General features: G+C 35.0%; 18 protein-coding genes. 15 read left to right on the top strand and 3 right to left on the bottom strand.

The window, feature by feature from the left end; genetic code table 11:
* Positions 1-4: 4 nt before the first annotated feature.
* From TTHT_RS07635 to TTHT_RS07565, 15 genes are all read left to right on the top strand, one after another.
* Positions 5-355: a DsrE/DsrF/TusD sulfur relay family protein gene (locus tag TTHT_RS07635; RefSeq protein WP_201327380.1), complete on the top strand. Its 351-nt coding sequence runs from the start codon at positions 5-7 to the stop codon at positions 353-355.
* A 12-nt stretch (positions 356-367) separates the two neighbouring features.
* Positions 368-1,048: a hypothetical protein gene (locus tag TTHT_RS07630; protein ID WP_201327379.1), complete on the top strand. Its 681-nt coding sequence runs from the start codon at positions 368-370 to the stop codon at positions 1,046-1,048.
* A gap of 154 nt (positions 1,049-1,202) precedes the next feature.
* Positions 1,203-2,384 carry an acetyl-CoA C-acetyltransferase gene (locus TTHT_RS07625; RefSeq protein WP_201327378.1) on the top strand — a complete coding sequence of 394 codons (1,182 nt, stop codon included), beginning with the start codon at positions 1,203-1,205 and terminating at the stop codon, positions 2,382-2,384.
* 5 nt (positions 2,385-2,389) lie between these two features.
* On the top strand, positions 2,390-3,925 hold the full coding sequence (locus TTHT_RS07620) for a S41 family peptidase (protein WP_201327377.1): 1,536 nt from the start codon (positions 2,390-2,392) through the stop codon (positions 3,923-3,925).
* Positions 3,926-3,946: 21 nt separating this feature from the next.
* Complete coding sequence (locus TTHT_RS07615) at positions 3,947-5,089, top strand: acyl-CoA dehydrogenase (protein ID WP_201327376.1); 1,143 nt, start codon at positions 3,947-3,949, stop codon at positions 5,087-5,089.
* A 29-nt stretch (positions 5,090-5,118) separates the two neighbouring features.
* Positions 5,119-6,045, top strand: coding sequence for a methylmalonyl Co-A mutase-associated GTPase MeaB (meaB, locus tag TTHT_RS07610; protein WP_201327375.1), 927 nt, complete (start codon positions 5,119-5,121; stop codon positions 6,043-6,045).
* Positions 6,036-6,635, top strand: a complete 600-nt coding sequence (gene coaE, locus TTHT_RS07605; RefSeq protein ID WP_201327374.1) for a dephospho-CoA kinase — start codon at positions 6,036-6,038, stop codon at positions 6,633-6,635. The genes meaB and coaE overlap by 10 nt, the downstream gene beginning before the upstream one ends.
* A complete protein-coding gene (locus TTHT_RS07600) occupies positions 6,616-7,536 on the top strand; it encodes a histone deacetylase family protein (protein ID WP_201327373.1) in 921 nt (306 codons plus the stop codon). The genes coaE and TTHT_RS07600 overlap by 20 nt, the downstream gene beginning before the upstream one ends.
* The gene (locus TTHT_RS07595; RefSeq protein ID WP_201327372.1) at positions 7,537-8,355 is read left to right on the top strand and encodes a hypothetical protein; all 819 of its coding nucleotides are present in this window, start codon (positions 7,537-7,539) and stop codon (positions 8,353-8,355) included.
* Between the two features lie 58 nt (positions 8,356-8,413).
* Positions 8,414-9,172, top strand: coding sequence for a PEGA domain-containing protein (locus tag TTHT_RS07590; RefSeq protein WP_201327371.1), 759 nt, complete (start codon positions 8,414-8,416; stop codon positions 9,170-9,172).
* Positions 9,173-9,251: 79 nt separating this feature from the next.
* Positions 9,252-10,505, top strand: a complete 1,254-nt coding sequence (locus TTHT_RS07585; protein WP_201327370.1) for a M16 family metallopeptidase — start codon at positions 9,252-9,254, stop codon at positions 10,503-10,505.
* Entirely contained in the window at positions 10,489-11,736 is a 1,248-nt protein-coding gene (locus TTHT_RS07580; RefSeq protein WP_201327369.1) for an insulinase family protein, read from the top strand. The genes TTHT_RS07585 and TTHT_RS07580 overlap by 17 nt, the downstream gene beginning before the upstream one ends.
* 15 nt (positions 11,737-11,751) lie before the next feature.
* Positions 11,752-12,207 (top strand): hypothetical protein, encoded by a 456-nt coding sequence (locus TTHT_RS07575; protein ID WP_201327368.1) that lies wholly within the window; start codon positions 11,752-11,754, stop codon positions 12,205-12,207.
* On the top strand, positions 12,204-13,172 hold the full coding sequence (locus tag TTHT_RS07570; protein WP_201327367.1) for an NAD(P)-dependent oxidoreductase: 969 nt from the start codon (positions 12,204-12,206) through the stop codon (positions 13,170-13,172). The genes TTHT_RS07575 and TTHT_RS07570 overlap by 4 nt, the downstream gene beginning before the upstream one ends.
* Before the next feature lie 132 nt (positions 13,173-13,304).
* A complete protein-coding gene (locus TTHT_RS07565; protein ID WP_201327366.1) occupies positions 13,305-13,769 on the top strand; it encodes a 1-acyl-sn-glycerol-3-phosphate acyltransferase in 465 nt (154 codons plus the stop codon).
* Here TTHT_RS07565 and TTHT_RS07560 read toward each other — a convergent pair.
* The 3 genes from TTHT_RS07560 to TTHT_RS07550 form a co-directional block, all read right to left on the bottom strand.
* Entirely contained in the window at positions 13,759-14,202 is a 444-nt protein-coding gene (locus TTHT_RS07560; RefSeq protein WP_201327365.1) for a hypothetical protein, read from the bottom strand. The genes TTHT_RS07565 and TTHT_RS07560 overlap by 11 nt on opposite strands.
* 209 nt (positions 14,203-14,411) lie before the next feature.
* Entirely contained in the window at positions 14,412-14,861 is a 450-nt protein-coding gene (locus TTHT_RS07555; RefSeq protein ID WP_201327364.1) for a hypothetical protein, read from the bottom strand.
* A gap of 2 nt (positions 14,862-14,863) precedes the next feature.
* Positions 14,864-15,772 (bottom strand): cation diffusion facilitator family transporter, encoded by a 909-nt coding sequence (locus TTHT_RS07550; protein ID WP_201327363.1) that lies wholly within the window; start codon positions 15,770-15,772, stop codon positions 14,864-14,866.
* Positions 15,773-15,843: the final 71 nt, after the last annotated feature.

Below are 15,843 nucleotides of genomic sequence, written 5' to 3'. Positions count from 1 at the left end.
AGATATGAAAGTGTTGATAATAGTCAATGATGCACCATATGGAACAGAAAAGGCTTACAACGCATTTAGAATGGCCATGACTTTACAGAGGGAGCACAATGTTGATGTGAAAATTTTTCTCCTTGCAGATGGGGTATTCTGTGGTTTACCAGGGCAAAAAACCCCTGAGGGTTATTACAATATTGAAAAAATGGTTAAAGCGGTTATTAACAAAGGGGGAGAAATTAAGGCTTGCGGAAGCTGTATGGATGCAAGGGGCATTGCCCATCTTCAACTAATTGAAGGGGTAAAGAGGAGCAATATGAAAGAGTTTTCCACCTGGGTTGTTGAATGCGACAAAGTGCTTGAATTTTAAGGAGTTAAATATATGAAAAAGCTAATTGTTTTGTTGATGCTTTGTTTTTCTTTTTTATCATTTTCCCAGAATTTTAATTCTTCAAAGTTTGTTAAAGAAACAGGCACAATGCTTTACTTTAATCCGGTAAGCGTTTCTTCTGGCTTCGGGGTATTTGGATTTAACCTTTCTGTTTCAGCAGGAATTGTTGATATTTCCCAATCAACCTGGAACAGTGCTATCCCTTCTCTTGATAATACAATAACCTTTACCGAAGTTTCTTTGAGAAAAGGGTTAACAGACGATTTGGCTGTTGGGATAACTTTAAGAGACTACTCTGACATTAACTCAAATTCCTGGGGTATTTCAGCAAATTACAGGCTTATCCACGGAAATGCATTATTTCCATCTGTTGTTGCAAGGGTAACTTATTCAAATTTAACTGGAAATTCTTACATGGATGCCTATTCATATTCAGCAGGATTATTTGCATCTAAAGGAATTTTGTTTTTTACTCCATACGGTGGGGTATCTTATTTAAAATCCCATGTTAAATATAAAGGGGATTTACTCCCTCATTTTTCAAACTCAGAAAGTCAGGTTTTAATAATGGGTGGGGTAAGAATGTCCCTTCTTCCGGTTTTAAACTTAAACGCACAGGTTGTAAAAGGGGAGGCCACTGTTTACAGGATTAATGCTTCGGTAAAATTCTAAATGTGTCAGAATGGCATTAAACTCTGTAATTTTTCTGGCATAAATGTTGCATTAATTATTTATGGTGACCTCCTTTTCAGATATAAACTTTCCCCCTTAACCGGGGGATTTTTTTTTGATATACTCTAAATATAAAACTATTGAGAGGTGAATTATGGGAAAACCGGTAATTGTTGGAGCAGTAAGAACTCCTATTGGAAGATTTATGGGAGGATTGTCATCTTTAAGAGCGCCTGAATTAGGCTCTATTGTGATAAAAGAGGCTGTAAAAAGAACTGGTATTAATGTGGAAGAGATAGATGAAGTTGTAATGGGGAATGTTGTTCAGGCAGGAATTGGACAAAACCCTGCAAGGCAGGCTGCAATTTTTGCAGGCTTACCTGTTAAAATCCCTTCACTAACAGTTAACAAGGTTTGCGGTTCAGGGTTAAGGGCAATTATGCTTGCTGCCCAAACAATAAAGGCCGGGGATACAAAACTTTCCATAGCAGGCGGTATGGAGAGTATGTCAAATTGTCCCTACCTTCTTGATAAAGCAAGAATAGGGTACAGGCTTGGCAACGGTGTTTTAATTGACTCAATGGTACACGATGGTTTATGGGATATATACAACGATTACCATATGGGAATTACTGCTGAACTTGTTGCTGAAAAATATGGAATTACAAGAGAGCAACAGGATGAATACGCATATAATTCCCAGATGAAGGCTGTAAATGCAATTAAGAGTGGTGCTTTCAAAGATGAAATTGTCCCGGTTGAAGTGCCGCAGAGAAAGGGAGACCCTGTTGTGATTGATACTGATGAAGGACCAAGGGCAGACACAACGATGGAAAAATTGGCAAAACTAAGACCTGCATTCAAAAAAGACGGAACTGTAACCGCTGGAAACGCATCAACAATTAACGATGGTGCAGCTGTTTGCGTAGTTGCAGATGAGGATTATGCCAAAGAGAATAACCTTCCAATCAGAGCAAGGATAGTTGACTATGCTGTTTCAGGGTTGGAGCCTCAATGGGTAATGCTTACCCCAATCCCTGCCATAAAGATGCTCTGGGAAAAAACTGGATGGAAAAATGAAGATGTGGACCTTTATGAAATAAACGAAGCCTTTGCTGTTCAGCTTGTTGCAGTTATTGACGAATTAAAGCTTGACCCTGCAAAGGTAAATGTTAACGGCGGTGCAGTTGCATTGGGACATCCTATTGGGGCATCAGGAGCAAGGCTTATGGTAACCATGTTAAATGCCCTTGAAAAAAGAAACTTAAAGAGAGGGATTGTGGCTCTCTGCCTTGGTGGTGGAAATGCAGTTGCAATGGCAATTGAGAGGGTATAACCTTTATGAAAAAGAAGATACTGTTTCCTGTAGTATTACTTTTAACTGTTTTTGTAGGTATATTTGCTGTTGAGTACAGCAAAAAGGTTGCATCATTAGTTGATTTAGGAGATTTTTTAAAGAAAAATTCAGTTAACGAATTTACCTATAAAAAGTTTGTTGAAGGCTCAATAGACGGAATGCTTTCAACCCTTGATCCCCACTCCACCTTTTTAAATGAAGAAGCGTATAGAAGAATGACTGAGGAACAAAGGGGTAAGTTTTACGGGGTTGGAATGATTATCTCCCAGAGAAACGGGAAAATAACTGTAATTGCTCCAATTGCAAATACCCCTGCTGCAAAGGCTGGAATTCGTTCCGGCGATATAATTTACGCAATTAACGGTGAGCCGACAGAGGGGATGAATGTAAATGACGCAGTATCAAAGCTGAGAGGTAAGAAAGGGACAAAGGTTGTTATAACAATTAAAAGGCCAGGGTATAAAAAACTCCTTACCTTTACCATAATGCGTGCAGAAATACCTGAAAGGACTGTTGAATATGCATTTATGGTAAACAAAGATACAGGGTATATTCTTGTAAAAAGCTTTGGTGAAAAAACCGGCAAAGAGGTTTATGATGCCCTTAAAAAATTGCAAAAGCAGGGGATGAAAAAACTTATTCTTGATTTGAGAAATAACCCCGGTGGATTATTAAGTTCTGCTGTTATTGTTTCTGATTTGTTTTTGCCAAAGGGAGATTTGGTCGTATATATAAAGGGAAGAACTAAAGAAGAGAGGTCTGATTACTATGCAAGAAACAACTTTGGATTTGAAAATATCCCCCTTGTTGTTTTAATAAACAGGGGAAGTGCTTCAGGTTCGGAAATTGTTGCTGGTTCAATTCAGGACAATGACAGAGGCCTGATTGTGGGAAAAACCTCCTGGGGTAAGGGGCTTGTTCAAACAGTGTTTGAGATAGAGAAAAAGATGGCTCTTGCTTTAACAACTGCGAAATACTATACCCCATCTGGAAGGTGTATTCAAAGGGATTACAAAACCTCTTTTGGAGATTATTTTAATCCACAATTGCAAACTGAAGAGGAAAAGAATGAAAATAAACCTGTCTTTAAAACAACAAAATTGAAGAGAACGGTTTACGGTGGAGGGGGCATTACCCCTGATTATACCGTTGATTCCGGCAAATTAAGTGACTTTCTTGTTAAGTTGAGATTCAGGGATTCAGCATTCTTCAGGTTTGCAGTGGAATATACAAATAAGCACAAAGATATTAAAAAATCTTTTGTTGCAGATGACTCTGTTTTAGATGATTTTAAATCCTTTTTAAAGAAAAACGGGATAGATTTTACTGAAAAGGATATTAAAGATAATTTAAAACTTATTAAGGTATTGATTGAGCAAGAAGTTTTAAACATTAAATTCGGGCTGGCAGAGGGAACAAAAAGGTTTCTTGAAGTAGATAAGCAGTTTCAGAAAGCCCTTGAATTGTTTCCTGAAGCAGAAGCCCTTTACAAAAAGGCTCAAAAAACAAAGAAAAAATAGAGCGCATTTTTGGGAGGGGATATGGATTTTGAATTTACTCAAGAGCAAAAAATGCTAAAAAAAATGGTGAGGGATTTTGCAGAAAAAGAGATAAAACCCCATGTGATGGAGTGGGATGAGGCGCAGATTTTCCCCAAAGACCTTTTTCATAAAATGGGTGAGTTAGGTTTTTTGGGGGTTGTTATCCCCGAAGAGTACGGTGGTGCCGGATACGGTTATGTGGAATATGCAATAATTGTTGAAGAATTATCAAGGATTGATGGATCAATTGGTTTAGGGGTTGCTGCTCACAATTCCCTTTGCACAAGCCACATTTATATGTTTGGAAATGAAGAGCAGAAGAGGAAATTTTTAGTGCCGTTGGCAAAGGGAGAGGCTATAGGAGCCTGGGGATTGACTGAACCGGGAAGTGGCTCTGATGCAGGGGCTTTAAAGTCAACTGCAAAAAAACAGGGGGATTATTACATATTAAACGGTACCAAGCAGTTTATAACCCATGGTACATACGGGGATATTTATGTGGTAATGGCAAGAACAAACCCTGAGGCAGGGAAACATGGTATTTCTGCCTTTATCCTTGATAAATCAATTGAAGGGTTCAGGCCGGGTAAGAAAGAAAATAAATGTGGAATGAGGGCAAGTGATACCTCTGAATTGATTTTTGAAGATGCCAAAGTGCCGGCAGACAGATTGTTGGGAAAAGAGGGAGAAGGTTTTAAAAATGCACTTGCAATACTTGATGGGGGAAGGATATCAATTGCGGCCTATTGCCTTGGAATGGCTCAAGGGGCATATGAGGTTGCTTTGAGGTATTCAAAGGAAAGGTATGCCTTTGGTAAACCTATCTCCGCTTTTCAGGCAATTCAATTTAAACTTGCCGATATGGCAACAAAGGTTGAAGCAGCGAGGCTTCTCGTCTATCAGGCTGCAGCATTAAAGGATGCAGGGCAGAATGTAAACAAGATCTCTGCTATGGCAAAGCTATACGCATCTGAGGCTACTGTCTGGGTTGCAAACGAGGCTGTCCAGATATTAGGGGGATATGGCTATGTTAAAGAGTATCCTGCTGAAAAGTTTTATAGAGATGCTAAATTAGGTACCATTGGAGAAGGTACTTCTGAAATCCAGAGGCTTGTTATTGCAAGAAGCTTGTTGAGAGACTAAAGCTGTTTTTTAGTTTTTGAAAATAAATTATGGATATAGAAAAGATAGTTGAGGGGATTTTACAACAAAATATAAGGAGTATTGCAAAGGCTATAACCTTTGTGGAAAACAATCCTTCAAGCGCAGACTTAATTATCAATCCCATATTTGGGAGAACAGGCAATGCAAAAATCTTTGGAATAACAGGTTCTCCAGGGGCAGGTAAATCCACCTTAACAGATAAAATAGCCAAAAGTATAAACAAAAAAGGTTATAAGGTTGGAATTATAGCTATTGACCCGTCCTCTCCCTTTACAGGTGGGGCAATATTGGGAGACAGAATTAGAATGAATACACTTTCAACAGTTGATGGTATTTACATTCGCTCAATGGCAACAAGAGGGATGTTAGGGGGATTAAATAGAGCCTGCCTTGATGCAATTGATATTCTTGATGCGGCTCACTTTGACTATATTATTGTTGAAACTGTGGGGGTTGGGCAGGATGAGGTTGACATAGTGAAAGTAAGCGATATGAACGCTGTTGTGCTTGTGCCGGGTATGGGAGATGATATTCAGGCTTTAAAGGCCGGGATTATGGAAATTGCAGATGTTTTTGTTGTCAATAAATCGGATAGAGAGGGTGTTGATAAACTATTAACTATTTTAAACCACTTCAATACCCTTTCCGAAAAAGACACGCCTATCTTTCAAACAATTGCAACCACGGGAAAAGGGGTGGAAGAGTTAGTTGACTATATGTTAATTGGTGTTGAAAAGAATGCTCAAAAAAGTGTTGAGGAGAGAAGGCTGGAAAGGTTGAGGTACAGAGTGTTGAAAATAATTCAGGAAAAGGCTGTAGATGAGGTTCTGAAAAAGTCAAAGGATTCAATGGAAATTGGTTTAAACAAAGTGTTATTAAGAGAGAATACACCCTATCAACTGGTGGAAAAGTTAATGGAATTGCTATGCAAATAAAAGAAAAAAGGATTGTGGGACTAACAGGCGGTATTGCAACGGGAAAAAGCCTTGTCTCTTCAATGTTTGAGCAGTTAGGGGCATTTGTAATTGATGCAGACAGGGTTGCAAGGGAAGTTGTTTCAAAGGGTAGCCCTGTTTTAAAAGAGATAGAAAAATATTTTGGAAAAGATGTCATTCTTCCTGACGGTAATTTAAATAGAAAAAAACTGAGAGAAATAATTATTTCAGATAAGGAAAAGAGAGAACTGCTTAACTCAATTACCCACCCTGCAATTATTGAGAGGGAAAATGAGCTTGTAAATCAGGCTGATTCAAATTTGATAATTGTTGATGCTGCATTACTAATTGAAAGTGGCAGTCATAAAAGATTTAAAGAGATTATAGTTGTGTATGCCCCCTTTGAAGTGCAGTTAAAAAGGCTTATGGAGAGGGATAAAATGAGCAGGGAAGATGCTGAGAGGTTTATAAAAACTCAAATGGATATTGAGGAGAAAAAAAAGTACGCAACCTATATTATTGATAATTCTGACGGCATTGAATATACAAGAAAACAGGTTAAGGAGTTGTATGAGACTTTTCAAACCTAAACCCTGTTTGTACTTTTCAACAGAGTATTTTTTAGGGTTATGTGAAAAAGGGCCGAGAAGTTCTTTTGACTGCAATAAATATAGAAAGATAAGGGATAAACTGCTTGAAGAAAAGATTGTAAAGCCATCTTACATAAAGGAACCGGAACCGGCCACCTGGGATGATTTTCGCTTGGTGCATTCAAAAAATTATGTTGAAAAATTAAAAGACCCTATGTTTCTTGCAAAAATTCTATTTCTTGACTATGCCAATCCCTTTGATACAGACATTATAGATTTTTTTAAGTATGTTACAGGGGGCACAATTCAAACATTTTTTTCTGCTTACCAGGATAAAACAGTTTGTTTTAATTTAGGGGGAGGTTATCACCACGCAAAAAAAGACAAGGGCGAGGGATTTTGCCCTGTAAACGATGTTGCCATAGCTATTGTTAAGCTATTTAAAAAGTACGGAGAGATGAAAGTGTTGGTAATAGACCTTGATTATCACCACGGCAATGGTACAGCTACAATTTTTGAGAAAAATGAGAATGTGTTTACCTTTTCTATTCATAGAGATAACTGGGATACTATAAATAAGAAAAATAATATGGATATACTTCTTCCAGACGGAACTGAAGACAGCGAATATCTTCTTCAATTAAAATACTATCTTCCTGAGGTTTTTGATAAGTTTAATCCTGATTTCGTGGTTTATATTGCAGGCTCAGATATTCATATAGATGATAGCTTTGGCACTTTTAATATTTCTACAGAAGGGGTGCTTGAAAGGGACAAATTTGTGTATAATTTTGTAAAACAGCAAAATTTGCCAATGGGTGTTGTTGCAGGGGGAGGGTACGGAAAAGACTCCTGGAAGCTTTACTATAACTTTATAAAATGGGTATATAAGGGAGACTAAATGTTTAATATTCCTCTCAAATTCAGGTGGGTTTACAAGCATTTAACAAGAGCAGAATTGACATCTGGTTGTGCTTATGATTTATCTCTTGGTGATATTTTAAGCGAAAAAAAAGAGGAGAGATTCCTTGATTTTTATACTAAAAGCGGTATTAAGCTTGCCCTTAAAAAGTACGGAATGGTAAATCTCCTGCGTGAAAAGGGCTTTAATGAGATTGATGTTAAAATTGGCAAGAGGGAAGACGGCTCTGACTACCTTGTGGTATTTGAACCGCCTTTTAGAAAAAATAAATTTATTGCAGAGCTTGTTGTCCGAAAAACCTCTTTTAAGAATATTTTTCCTGTAATGAAAATTGAGTGGTTATGCCTTCAAAACATAAAAGGAAGTTTTACAAAAGAAAAGCCAAGGCTGCCCGGGCAAAATTACCCTGGCTTAGGGCTGGGGAAAGAGGCTTTACAATTAATAATGCTTATGGGAATAAGGTTAAAATTCCATGCACTCTTAAATAACCCTGAGCATTTTCACAATGCCTATATTTATTCAATTGCTTTTTACTTTGACAACCCTGAAGATTTTGGAAAACTAAAAGCCTTAGAAAGGCTAATGAAAAGCGAAAATATGAGTCTTGCAGAGTTTTCATGGGCTATGGAAGAGGGAAAGATATTTAAAGAGGGGGATGATAAACCGTATAAATGGGAGCCTGCAATGCAAATACTCCCTTTAAGAACCTATCTTGAAAAAAAGTATAACAACGATGAATACTGGAAAAAGGTAGATTACTTCTCTGGTAAATACAGGTTTTTCCTTAAAAAAGAATAGAAATGTGGCATAAAAATTGAATCCAAATTTTTTGAAATGATTTATTACGGAGGATTGTATGAAAAAGATAATTTCTATAATGACTATAATAGCCCTTACTATGGTTTCATGTCACAGGGTTTATGTTGGAGGAGGAGCGGCATATCCAACAGGTAATGGATATGTTAGTGTCGGTGGCTCTGTTGATACTGATGATAGCGGCGCTGCAATTGTTGCTGCATCATTATTGGGGATTTTGATAGGCTCAGCTATCTACAATGATGTCCATTCATACCGTGAAAAGGGATTGTCTGCGTATGATATAAACATAAAACCGAAAGACGCAGACATTTACCTTGATGGTTTGTATGTAGGAAAGGCTGACGATTTTGACGGCTCTCCTAAATTCCTTGTGGTAAAACCAGGGACCCATACTATCACTGCCAAAAAGCCTGGATACAAAACCTATACTGTGAGGGTTTCAATCAATCCAGGAGAGCAGATAAACTTAAACAAACACCTTGAGCCTGCGCCTGTTTATTCTGAAAACAAAGAATTGGTAAATAATAACTTTGAAAGTCCAAAGGTAAAAAAAGAGGAAAATAAAGTGGACAAAGTATTTGTGAGGTTTAATGTTAGAGATTTAAACGCAAAAGTTTATCTTGATGACACTTTCGTAGGCACAATAGGGGAGATAAAAAAATTACACAAGCCTTTGATTGTTGAAACAACCGTAAATTATATTTATATTGAGACCAAAGGAGCTAAAATACAATTCTCTCTTGAAAAGTTAATTAAAGAACAGGGAAGACATATAGTTATAGATACTCAATTTTAATTGGTGTTTTTAAACTGTATAATTTTTTATTTTATGCTAAAATATTAAAATAAATTTGAAAAAGTAAGCGGAGGTAAATTTGAAGTATTTGTTTTTTATATTATTCTTTCCTGTATTGCTTTTTGCTTCTTCTCCAAGATGCGAGTATGCTACATTAAATAACGGCATAAAAGTTGTTTTTGTTAAGGTTGCAGAAAACCCGGTAATTTCATCAACCGTTGTTGTAAAGGTTGGTTTAAAGCATGAAACAAAAGAGATAAATGGAATTTCCCATTTACTTGAACACTTAATGTTTAACGGTACTGAAAAGAGAACACAGAGGCAGTTGTACAACGATTTTGATGCAATAGGCTGCTACAACAATGCTTCTACCTCAGACCATTACACTGCTTATTACTTGCTTACCTCAAAAGAATACTTTGAAAAGGGGATTGAAATTCAATCTGATATGCTTTTACACTCAATTATTCCTGCGGATAAAATAGGTAAAGAAAAAGGCATTGTTATTGAAGAGATAAGAAAAGACAGAATGTCTCCGCAGTTTGAAGAGGAAAAGGCTTTTAGAAAGGCTATTTTTATGGGGACACCGTATGAGATGAAGGTTATTGGAGACGAGAAAAGCGTAAAGTCTTTGAAAAGGGCAACAATATGGAATTTTTACAAGAGATACTACTCTCCTAAAAATATGGTTATTTTGATTTCAGGTGATTTCGAAAAACAGAAGGTTATGGATTATTTGAATGAGTATTTTGGTAATGTTAAGCCTGTTGAGGTTGAAGGGAAAAACTGGGAGATAAAATGGGAAAAGGATTTTGAAAAAATTAATGTACCTTCACTACCCTATAATGTTTTTTACTTTGTGATAAAAGGGGTTAAAGCAAATTCTAAAGATTTCCCTTTGCAGGAGTGTTATACAGACTTGTTAAACTCTTTCTTGAATAAAAAATTAACCGAGATAGACCCTCAAGCATCTATTTCAACAGATTATACTGATGATTACGGTTTGATTAAGGTAAGGGTTAAGGTTAAGAGTGATGAAGAAGCCAAAAAGGTGGAAAAGATAGTAAAATCTGCAATAAAAAATCCTGATTTTATCACCGATGGGAAAATTAAAGAGTTTAAAATTTCCAGTAAAGCAGACACCCTTTTTGCCCTTGAAAGGCCACATTTTTACGGTATGTTGATGGCACCTTATCTTGCAGCAGGGTGTACTGATTTAATTTACTATAAGAAGGTTAATTATAATGATGTTAAAGCATTTGCGGAAAAAGTTAAAAACTTTGATAAGAAATCGGTTTTTATAGAGGGAAAGAAAAATGATAAAAAAAATTAATATTGCTTTAATGTTTTTGGTTTTCACAAGTTTTGTATTTGGAGGAAATTTTATTTTGAAAAAAGACGCTAAATCAGTTGCAACAGGGATAACAATCTGCTTTAAAAATAAAAAGTTTTTAGAAAAAAAACATAGTTTACCAGCGGTTTCAGATTTTGTGGGGCATTTGTTTCAGGTTAAAGAAAAAAAATTTGATGACAAATTCAAACTTTTAGGTGCTGAAGTACAGTTTTATGATTACCCATTCATTCCTTTTGATGATTACTATACAAACGATTACTTCGGATTTGTAAGAATAAAGGTTTTACCTGAAAACACAGATAGGGCACTAATTCTTGCATCTCAATTAATTGAAGAGGTAAAAAATTTCAACAACCCAGACTTTGTTATTGCTACAAAGTCAACCTTTGGTTCAAACATAATGAGAAACAAGGCGAAGGAGAGGGCAAAGGAAGAGATATGGAAAACATATTTTCCTGATGGCTTTGTTTCTCTCCCGGATTATAATTTTTCTCCAAAGTTAAGTGAGAATGATTTGAGGGAATTCTTAAAGGAATACCTTGATACTTCAAATATACTTGTTTCAATATACGGAAACTTTAACGAAGAGAGGGTTAAATCTGTTTTGAAGGATAGGTTTTATTCAAAAAACAAAACAAAAATAGTTAACAATTTGCCAGTTGCAAAGGTAAAGAATCACAACAAAGTTATAAATTTAAACTCTAAGCAGGCGTATGTATATCTTATTTATCCAGTGAAAGACAATCTGCCAGTTGATGAATACGCAAAATTAAAACTTTTAACTGCCAATGCTTCAGACAAAATTGCTTTTCAGATAAGGGAAAAGGAAGGATTGGCATACTCAATAGGTTGTTATTTAACCTATAAAGGCGGTCATACCTTTTTTGTTGCATACTGTGGGACAAATCCTGAAAAGGCCAATTATGTTGCAAAAAAAATCAGCGGTATGGTTAAAAAATTGATGCTTTCACCGGTGGTTTTTGAGGAAGAAAATTTGACCAAAATCAAAAATAGCATTGTTTTTTCAGATACTTTAAAAACCCTCCCAAATGTTAATAAGTCCTTTTTTAATGCACTTTACACACTTACCGGAAATTTTGCTTACAATAAAAATGTTCTTGACAAAGCTGTAAAAAAAGCGAGAATAAATAGGTTATGTGGAAGAGATTATTTAGATATTAATAATTATTTAAATATTATCTTAAAATAATAAGGGGTAATAGCCATGGAACTTGAGAAAGATTACTTTTTCCAGCGTAAATACATTGAAAACATTGAGCAGTTAGCAGACTTAGACGGTTCTGTACTTATTGTTTCCGAATATCAGGGAAACGATGACGTGGCTATGTTTTTCAAAGAAAAGGGATTTGAGGTTACTAATATTTCAAATCAGGATTTTATGTCTCTTGAAAAAGGCAGTTACAATGTTGTTGTTGTGGAAAATCTTTTTAATAAAGTAAAAACAGATAAGATGCCTGAGTACCTGTCCAAAGCTGCTTCAATAATGGAAGACGGAGGCTTACTTGTTACCTTTTTCTTTTCAGAAAAAGACTGTGAGAAGGAAGATGCTGAATTTGTAAACAACAGGGATGTGGAAACAATGTTTGATGAATTGTTCAAGATTCAACATATAAGAACAATGATGGACGGTACAAGGAAGGTTGTCGCTGAGAAAAAATGAAGGTATTGATAAATACCCTTCACCCTGTTGATGTCTGGAATATACCTGAAAAATACGCTATAAGATTACAAAAAGAGTTTCCTCAAATTAAAGTTGTTTATCTGAAATCAAAAGAAAATCTAATTAAAGAAATTAAAGATACAGATATTTATTTTGGCTGGTACTGCGGAAAAGATTGTTTTACTTATGCAAGAAATTTAAAATGGATTCATACTCCACAGATTGGTGTGGGGAAATTTTTTTCAGTTGAAGGATTGCTTGATAGGGTAATTCTCACAAATGCTTCCCCTGTTGATAGAAGGCAGATAGGAGAGTTTGCCTTTTCCCTATTTTTAGCTCTTCACTTTGGTCATAGCAAGATTATAAAAAATTACCTTGAAAGAAAATGGGCAAGAAAAGAAATAGGGGATTTCTTTTTAGATAAAAAAAGAAAGCCTTTAAAGGATATGATAGCGGTTGTGCTTGGATATGGCGGAATAGGAAAGGTTATTGCTGAAATGTTATCCTCTGTTGTTAAGGAAGTGAGGATTATTAAGAGAAAAAAAGAAGACATTCCCTTCAAGGTTTATACTTTAGATGAGTGGATGGACTACCTTCCTGATTCAGACGCTGTCTTCATTGCTATTCCTGCCGATAAAACAACCAGCCATTTTTTTAATTATGAAAAAATTGAAAGTTTTAAAAATTGCCCCTACATTGTAAATGTGGGAAGGGGAAAGGTTGTAAATGAAAAAGATATTGCAGAAGGATTGAAAAAAGGAAAAATTAACGGTTACGCAACTGATGTTTGTGAGATTGAACCACCAGATGAAAACTTTCTGTTGTGGGGTTTTGACAATGTTATTATTTCCCCCCACATCTCTGCGTTAGAGCCTGATTTCTGGGAAAAGCAGTTTGATTTTTTCGTTAAAAATTTGAGAAAATTTTTAAACGGGGAAAAACTTGAAAGTATTGTAAATGATTGATGTATCTTATCTAAATTCTTACAAAAACCTTCCAATGAGAAAAAATGCCTTTTTAAAGTTAATTGCAAAGGTTTATTTTTCTTTTTCAGATGGAGTGTAAGTGGCCAACTTCCTGACTTTAAAAAAGGAATAGTGCTTGTTGCACCTCATACCTCTAATTGGGATTTTGTACACTTAATGTTTTTTTCATTTTTGGTTGAGGTTAAGGTTAGCTGGTTTGGCAAGCATACCATCTTTAAATGGCCGTTTGGAAGGCTTTTCAGGTATTTAGGCGGTGTCCCTGTTGATAGAAGCAAGCACCACAGTTTTGTTGAAAAAATGATTAAAGAGTTTGAAAAAAGGGACAAATTTATACTTGCTCTATCGCCTGAAGGAACGAGAAAGCCTGTTAAGAATTGGAAGAGTGGGTTTTACTTTATTGCAAAAACTCTGAATTTACCTGTTGTCTTGTTGGGGCTTGATTACAAAGAAAAAACAATAAACTTTCTTTTCCCGATTTATTTTGATGAAAAAACATCAAAAGAAGAGGCAATTGGTACGGTTAAAAAACTTTTTTCAAGATTTAATGCAAAATACCCTGAAAAATTTATATGTTAGTGGAGAAATAAGTTAAACATTTATTTTCCCATTCAGTTGCAAGCGAATAATATTCATCTGGAATATTAATTCCGTCCAGCAAAAATAGATTTCTTTTAAACTTTGCGTAATTAATTAAAAAAATCAATACTCCTTCCAGTCTTAATGATACAAAAAGATAATAGATTTTTTTTGAATTTGCACTTGTATGCACTGTTTTGTTTTTTGCATCAAAATATTTGTTGGAAAAGTCTTCTCTATATTTATTAATAAATTCTCTATCCTCATCATTAAGCCTTTTGAAAATTTCAGCGATTAGTTTAACCAGTTCAATTGCTTTTTTTTCTTCCTCTTCTGCGCTTGTTGACTTGTCATAAAGTTTTGTTTCAAAAAAGGCAGAAATGTAACTTAGTAAGATGACAAGAATAATTATTATTACGAGACTTAAATCCATAAATTCTCCAGCAAATTTATTTTAATATTTCTTTCTATTGTTTTTTTTCTCAATTTCTTTATTGTACAAATAAATAATCTTTCTCATTTTTTACCAGTTATTCTTTTTAAATTGAGCTTCTAACTCTGTAAGCATTGATTTTTCCTAAGAACCATTGATTCAAACCTGTTATCCTTGATTTAATTTAAAAAGCCCTGATAAATTTTATATTAATGGCTAAAATATTTTTTGCAACTATTCTCCCACTCACTTGCAATTGAATAATATTCGTCGGGGATTTGAATTCCTTTCATTTTTTCAATTAAATCTTTTTTAACCTTAAAATAGTTAATGAGAAAAATTAATTCCCCTTCAAGTTTTATTGCTGAAAAAAAGTAAAAGTTTTTAAGTTTGTTTTCCCTTTTTCTTTCTTTTTCAAGTTCTTTTGCCTTTAAATCAAAGTATTGCAGGGCAAAGTCTTCCCCGTTTTTTACCACAAAGTCCCTGTCTTTTTCAGGAAGCCTGTCAATGATTTCGTTTAGAATTTTGAAAAGTTTATCTGTTTTGTTTTTTTCTTCGTCGGCAACATCCAAACCTTTAAAATCATTTCTTACAAATTTATAAACAAAGTAAAAAGTGAAAAATAAAAAACCTGTTATTATTGCAAGATTTAAAAACATATTTACTCCCTAACCCTTACTTCAACATAGATGTTTTTCACTTCAGGGAATTTTTTTGTAATCTCTTTTTCGCATAAGTCAATAATCTCTCTGATTTTTTCAGCAGTCATTTCTTTTTTAAATTCAACCTCTAATGCTGCAAGCATTGATTTTTCCCCTAAAACCATTGATTTAAGATCGACTATCCCTATAATTCCATCTTTCTCTAAAAATGTCTTTTTTATAAAGTCAGAGATTTCTTTTGGTATTGATTCCCCAATCATTAGAGACTTCATTTTTTTTCCTAAAACAAAGGCAATTGTGCAGAGAAGTATCCCTATTAAGATTGAGCCTATACCGTCAAAAAGGGTATTGCCGCTGAAATGAGAGATTAAAATAAAAATAAGGGCTATAATTAACCCTAATATGGCGGCTAAATCCTCAAAAAAGACGACAATTAGTTCAACCTGATAGCTTTTGTTTAAGAATTCAAAGATGCTTTCTTCTCCCTTTATCTTTTTTAACTCTTTGTTTGCTTTTAGAAATGATATTGATTCCATTGCAATTGAAAACAGAAGAAGCCCAATTGCAAGGTAAATGTTTTCTATTGTATTTTTGTGCAAAATTCTATGAATTCCCTCGTATATTGAGTAAATTCCTCCCAATGTAAAAAGAAGTATTGCAACCATAAATGCCCAGAAAAATTGCTCCTGTCCATAGCCAAATTGATGGGTTGAATCAGCCTTTTTCTTTGCCCTTTCCATTCCAAGAAGGAGTAAAATTTGATTTCCTGTATCTGCGGTTGAGTGTATTGCTTCTGAAAACATTGAAGATGAGCCTGTAAAAAGGAAAACAACAAACTTTGATGCAGCGATTAAAAGGTTTGCTAAAAGGGCAACTATAACAACTGATTTTGAGTTGTTGTGAGACAATTTATTTCTCCTTATTGACTTATTCCTTTGCAATATAGCACATAATAATTTGAAAAGTAAACAGGTAAAAG

It is taken from the genome of Thermotomaculum hydrothermale (assembly GCF_016592575.1).
GTDB classification, from domain to species: domain Bacteria; phylum Acidobacteriota; class Holophagae; order Thermotomaculales; family Thermotomaculaceae; genus Thermotomaculum; species Thermotomaculum hydrothermale.
Note: the sequence above shows the minus strand (reverse complement) of the source record. Positions and strands in the feature narration are given on the sequence as shown.

Excerpts from the sequence above, each read along its gene's own strand:
- TTHT_RS07630 (WP_201327379.1), top strand. The coding sequence starts at position 368 with ATGAAAAAGCTAATTGTTTTGTTGATGCTTTGTTTTTCTTTTTTATCA.
- TTHT_RS07635 (WP_201327380.1), top strand. The coding sequence starts at position 5 with ATGAAAGTGTTGATAATAGTCAATGATGCACCATATGGAACAGAAAAG.
- TTHT_RS07600 (WP_201327373.1), top strand. The coding sequence starts at position 6,616 with ATGAGACTTTTCAAACCTAAACCCTGTTTGTACTTTTCAACAGAGTAT.
- coaE (WP_201327374.1), top strand. The coding sequence starts at position 6,036 with ATGCAAATAAAAGAAAAAAGGATTGTGGGACTAACAGGCGGTATTGCA.
- TTHT_RS07555 (WP_201327364.1), bottom strand. The coding sequence starts at position 14,861 with ATGTTTTTAAATCTTGCAATAATAACAGGTTTTTTATTTTTCACTTTT.
- TTHT_RS07575 (WP_201327368.1), top strand. The coding sequence starts at position 11,752 with ATGGAACTTGAGAAAGATTACTTTTTCCAGCGTAAATACATTGAAAAC.
- TTHT_RS07560 (WP_201327365.1), bottom strand. The coding sequence starts at position 14,202 with ATGGATTTAAGTCTCGTAATAATAATTATTCTTGTCATCTTACTAAGT.
- TTHT_RS07615 (WP_201327376.1), top strand. The coding sequence starts at position 3,947 with ATGGATTTTGAATTTACTCAAGAGCAAAAAATGCTAAAAAAAATGGTG.
- TTHT_RS07580 (WP_201327369.1), top strand. The coding sequence starts at position 10,489 with ATGATAAAAAAAATTAATATTGCTTTAATGTTTTTGGTTTTCACAAGT.
- TTHT_RS07595 (WP_201327372.1), top strand. The coding sequence starts at position 7,537 with ATGTTTAATATTCCTCTCAAATTCAGGTGGGTTTACAAGCATTTAACA.
- meaB (WP_201327375.1), top strand. The coding sequence starts at position 5,119 with ATGGATATAGAAAAGATAGTTGAGGGGATTTTACAACAAAATATAAGG.
- TTHT_RS07590 (WP_201327371.1), top strand. The coding sequence starts at position 8,414 with ATGAAAAAGATAATTTCTATAATGACTATAATAGCCCTTACTATGGTT.
- TTHT_RS07620 (WP_201327377.1), top strand. The coding sequence starts at position 2,390 with ATGAAAAAGAAGATACTGTTTCCTGTAGTATTACTTTTAACTGTTTTT.
- TTHT_RS07570 (WP_201327367.1), top strand. The coding sequence starts at position 12,204 with ATGAAGGTATTGATAAATACCCTTCACCCTGTTGATGTCTGGAATATA.
- TTHT_RS07625 (WP_201327378.1), top strand. The coding sequence starts at position 1,203 with ATGGGAAAACCGGTAATTGTTGGAGCAGTAAGAACTCCTATTGGAAGA.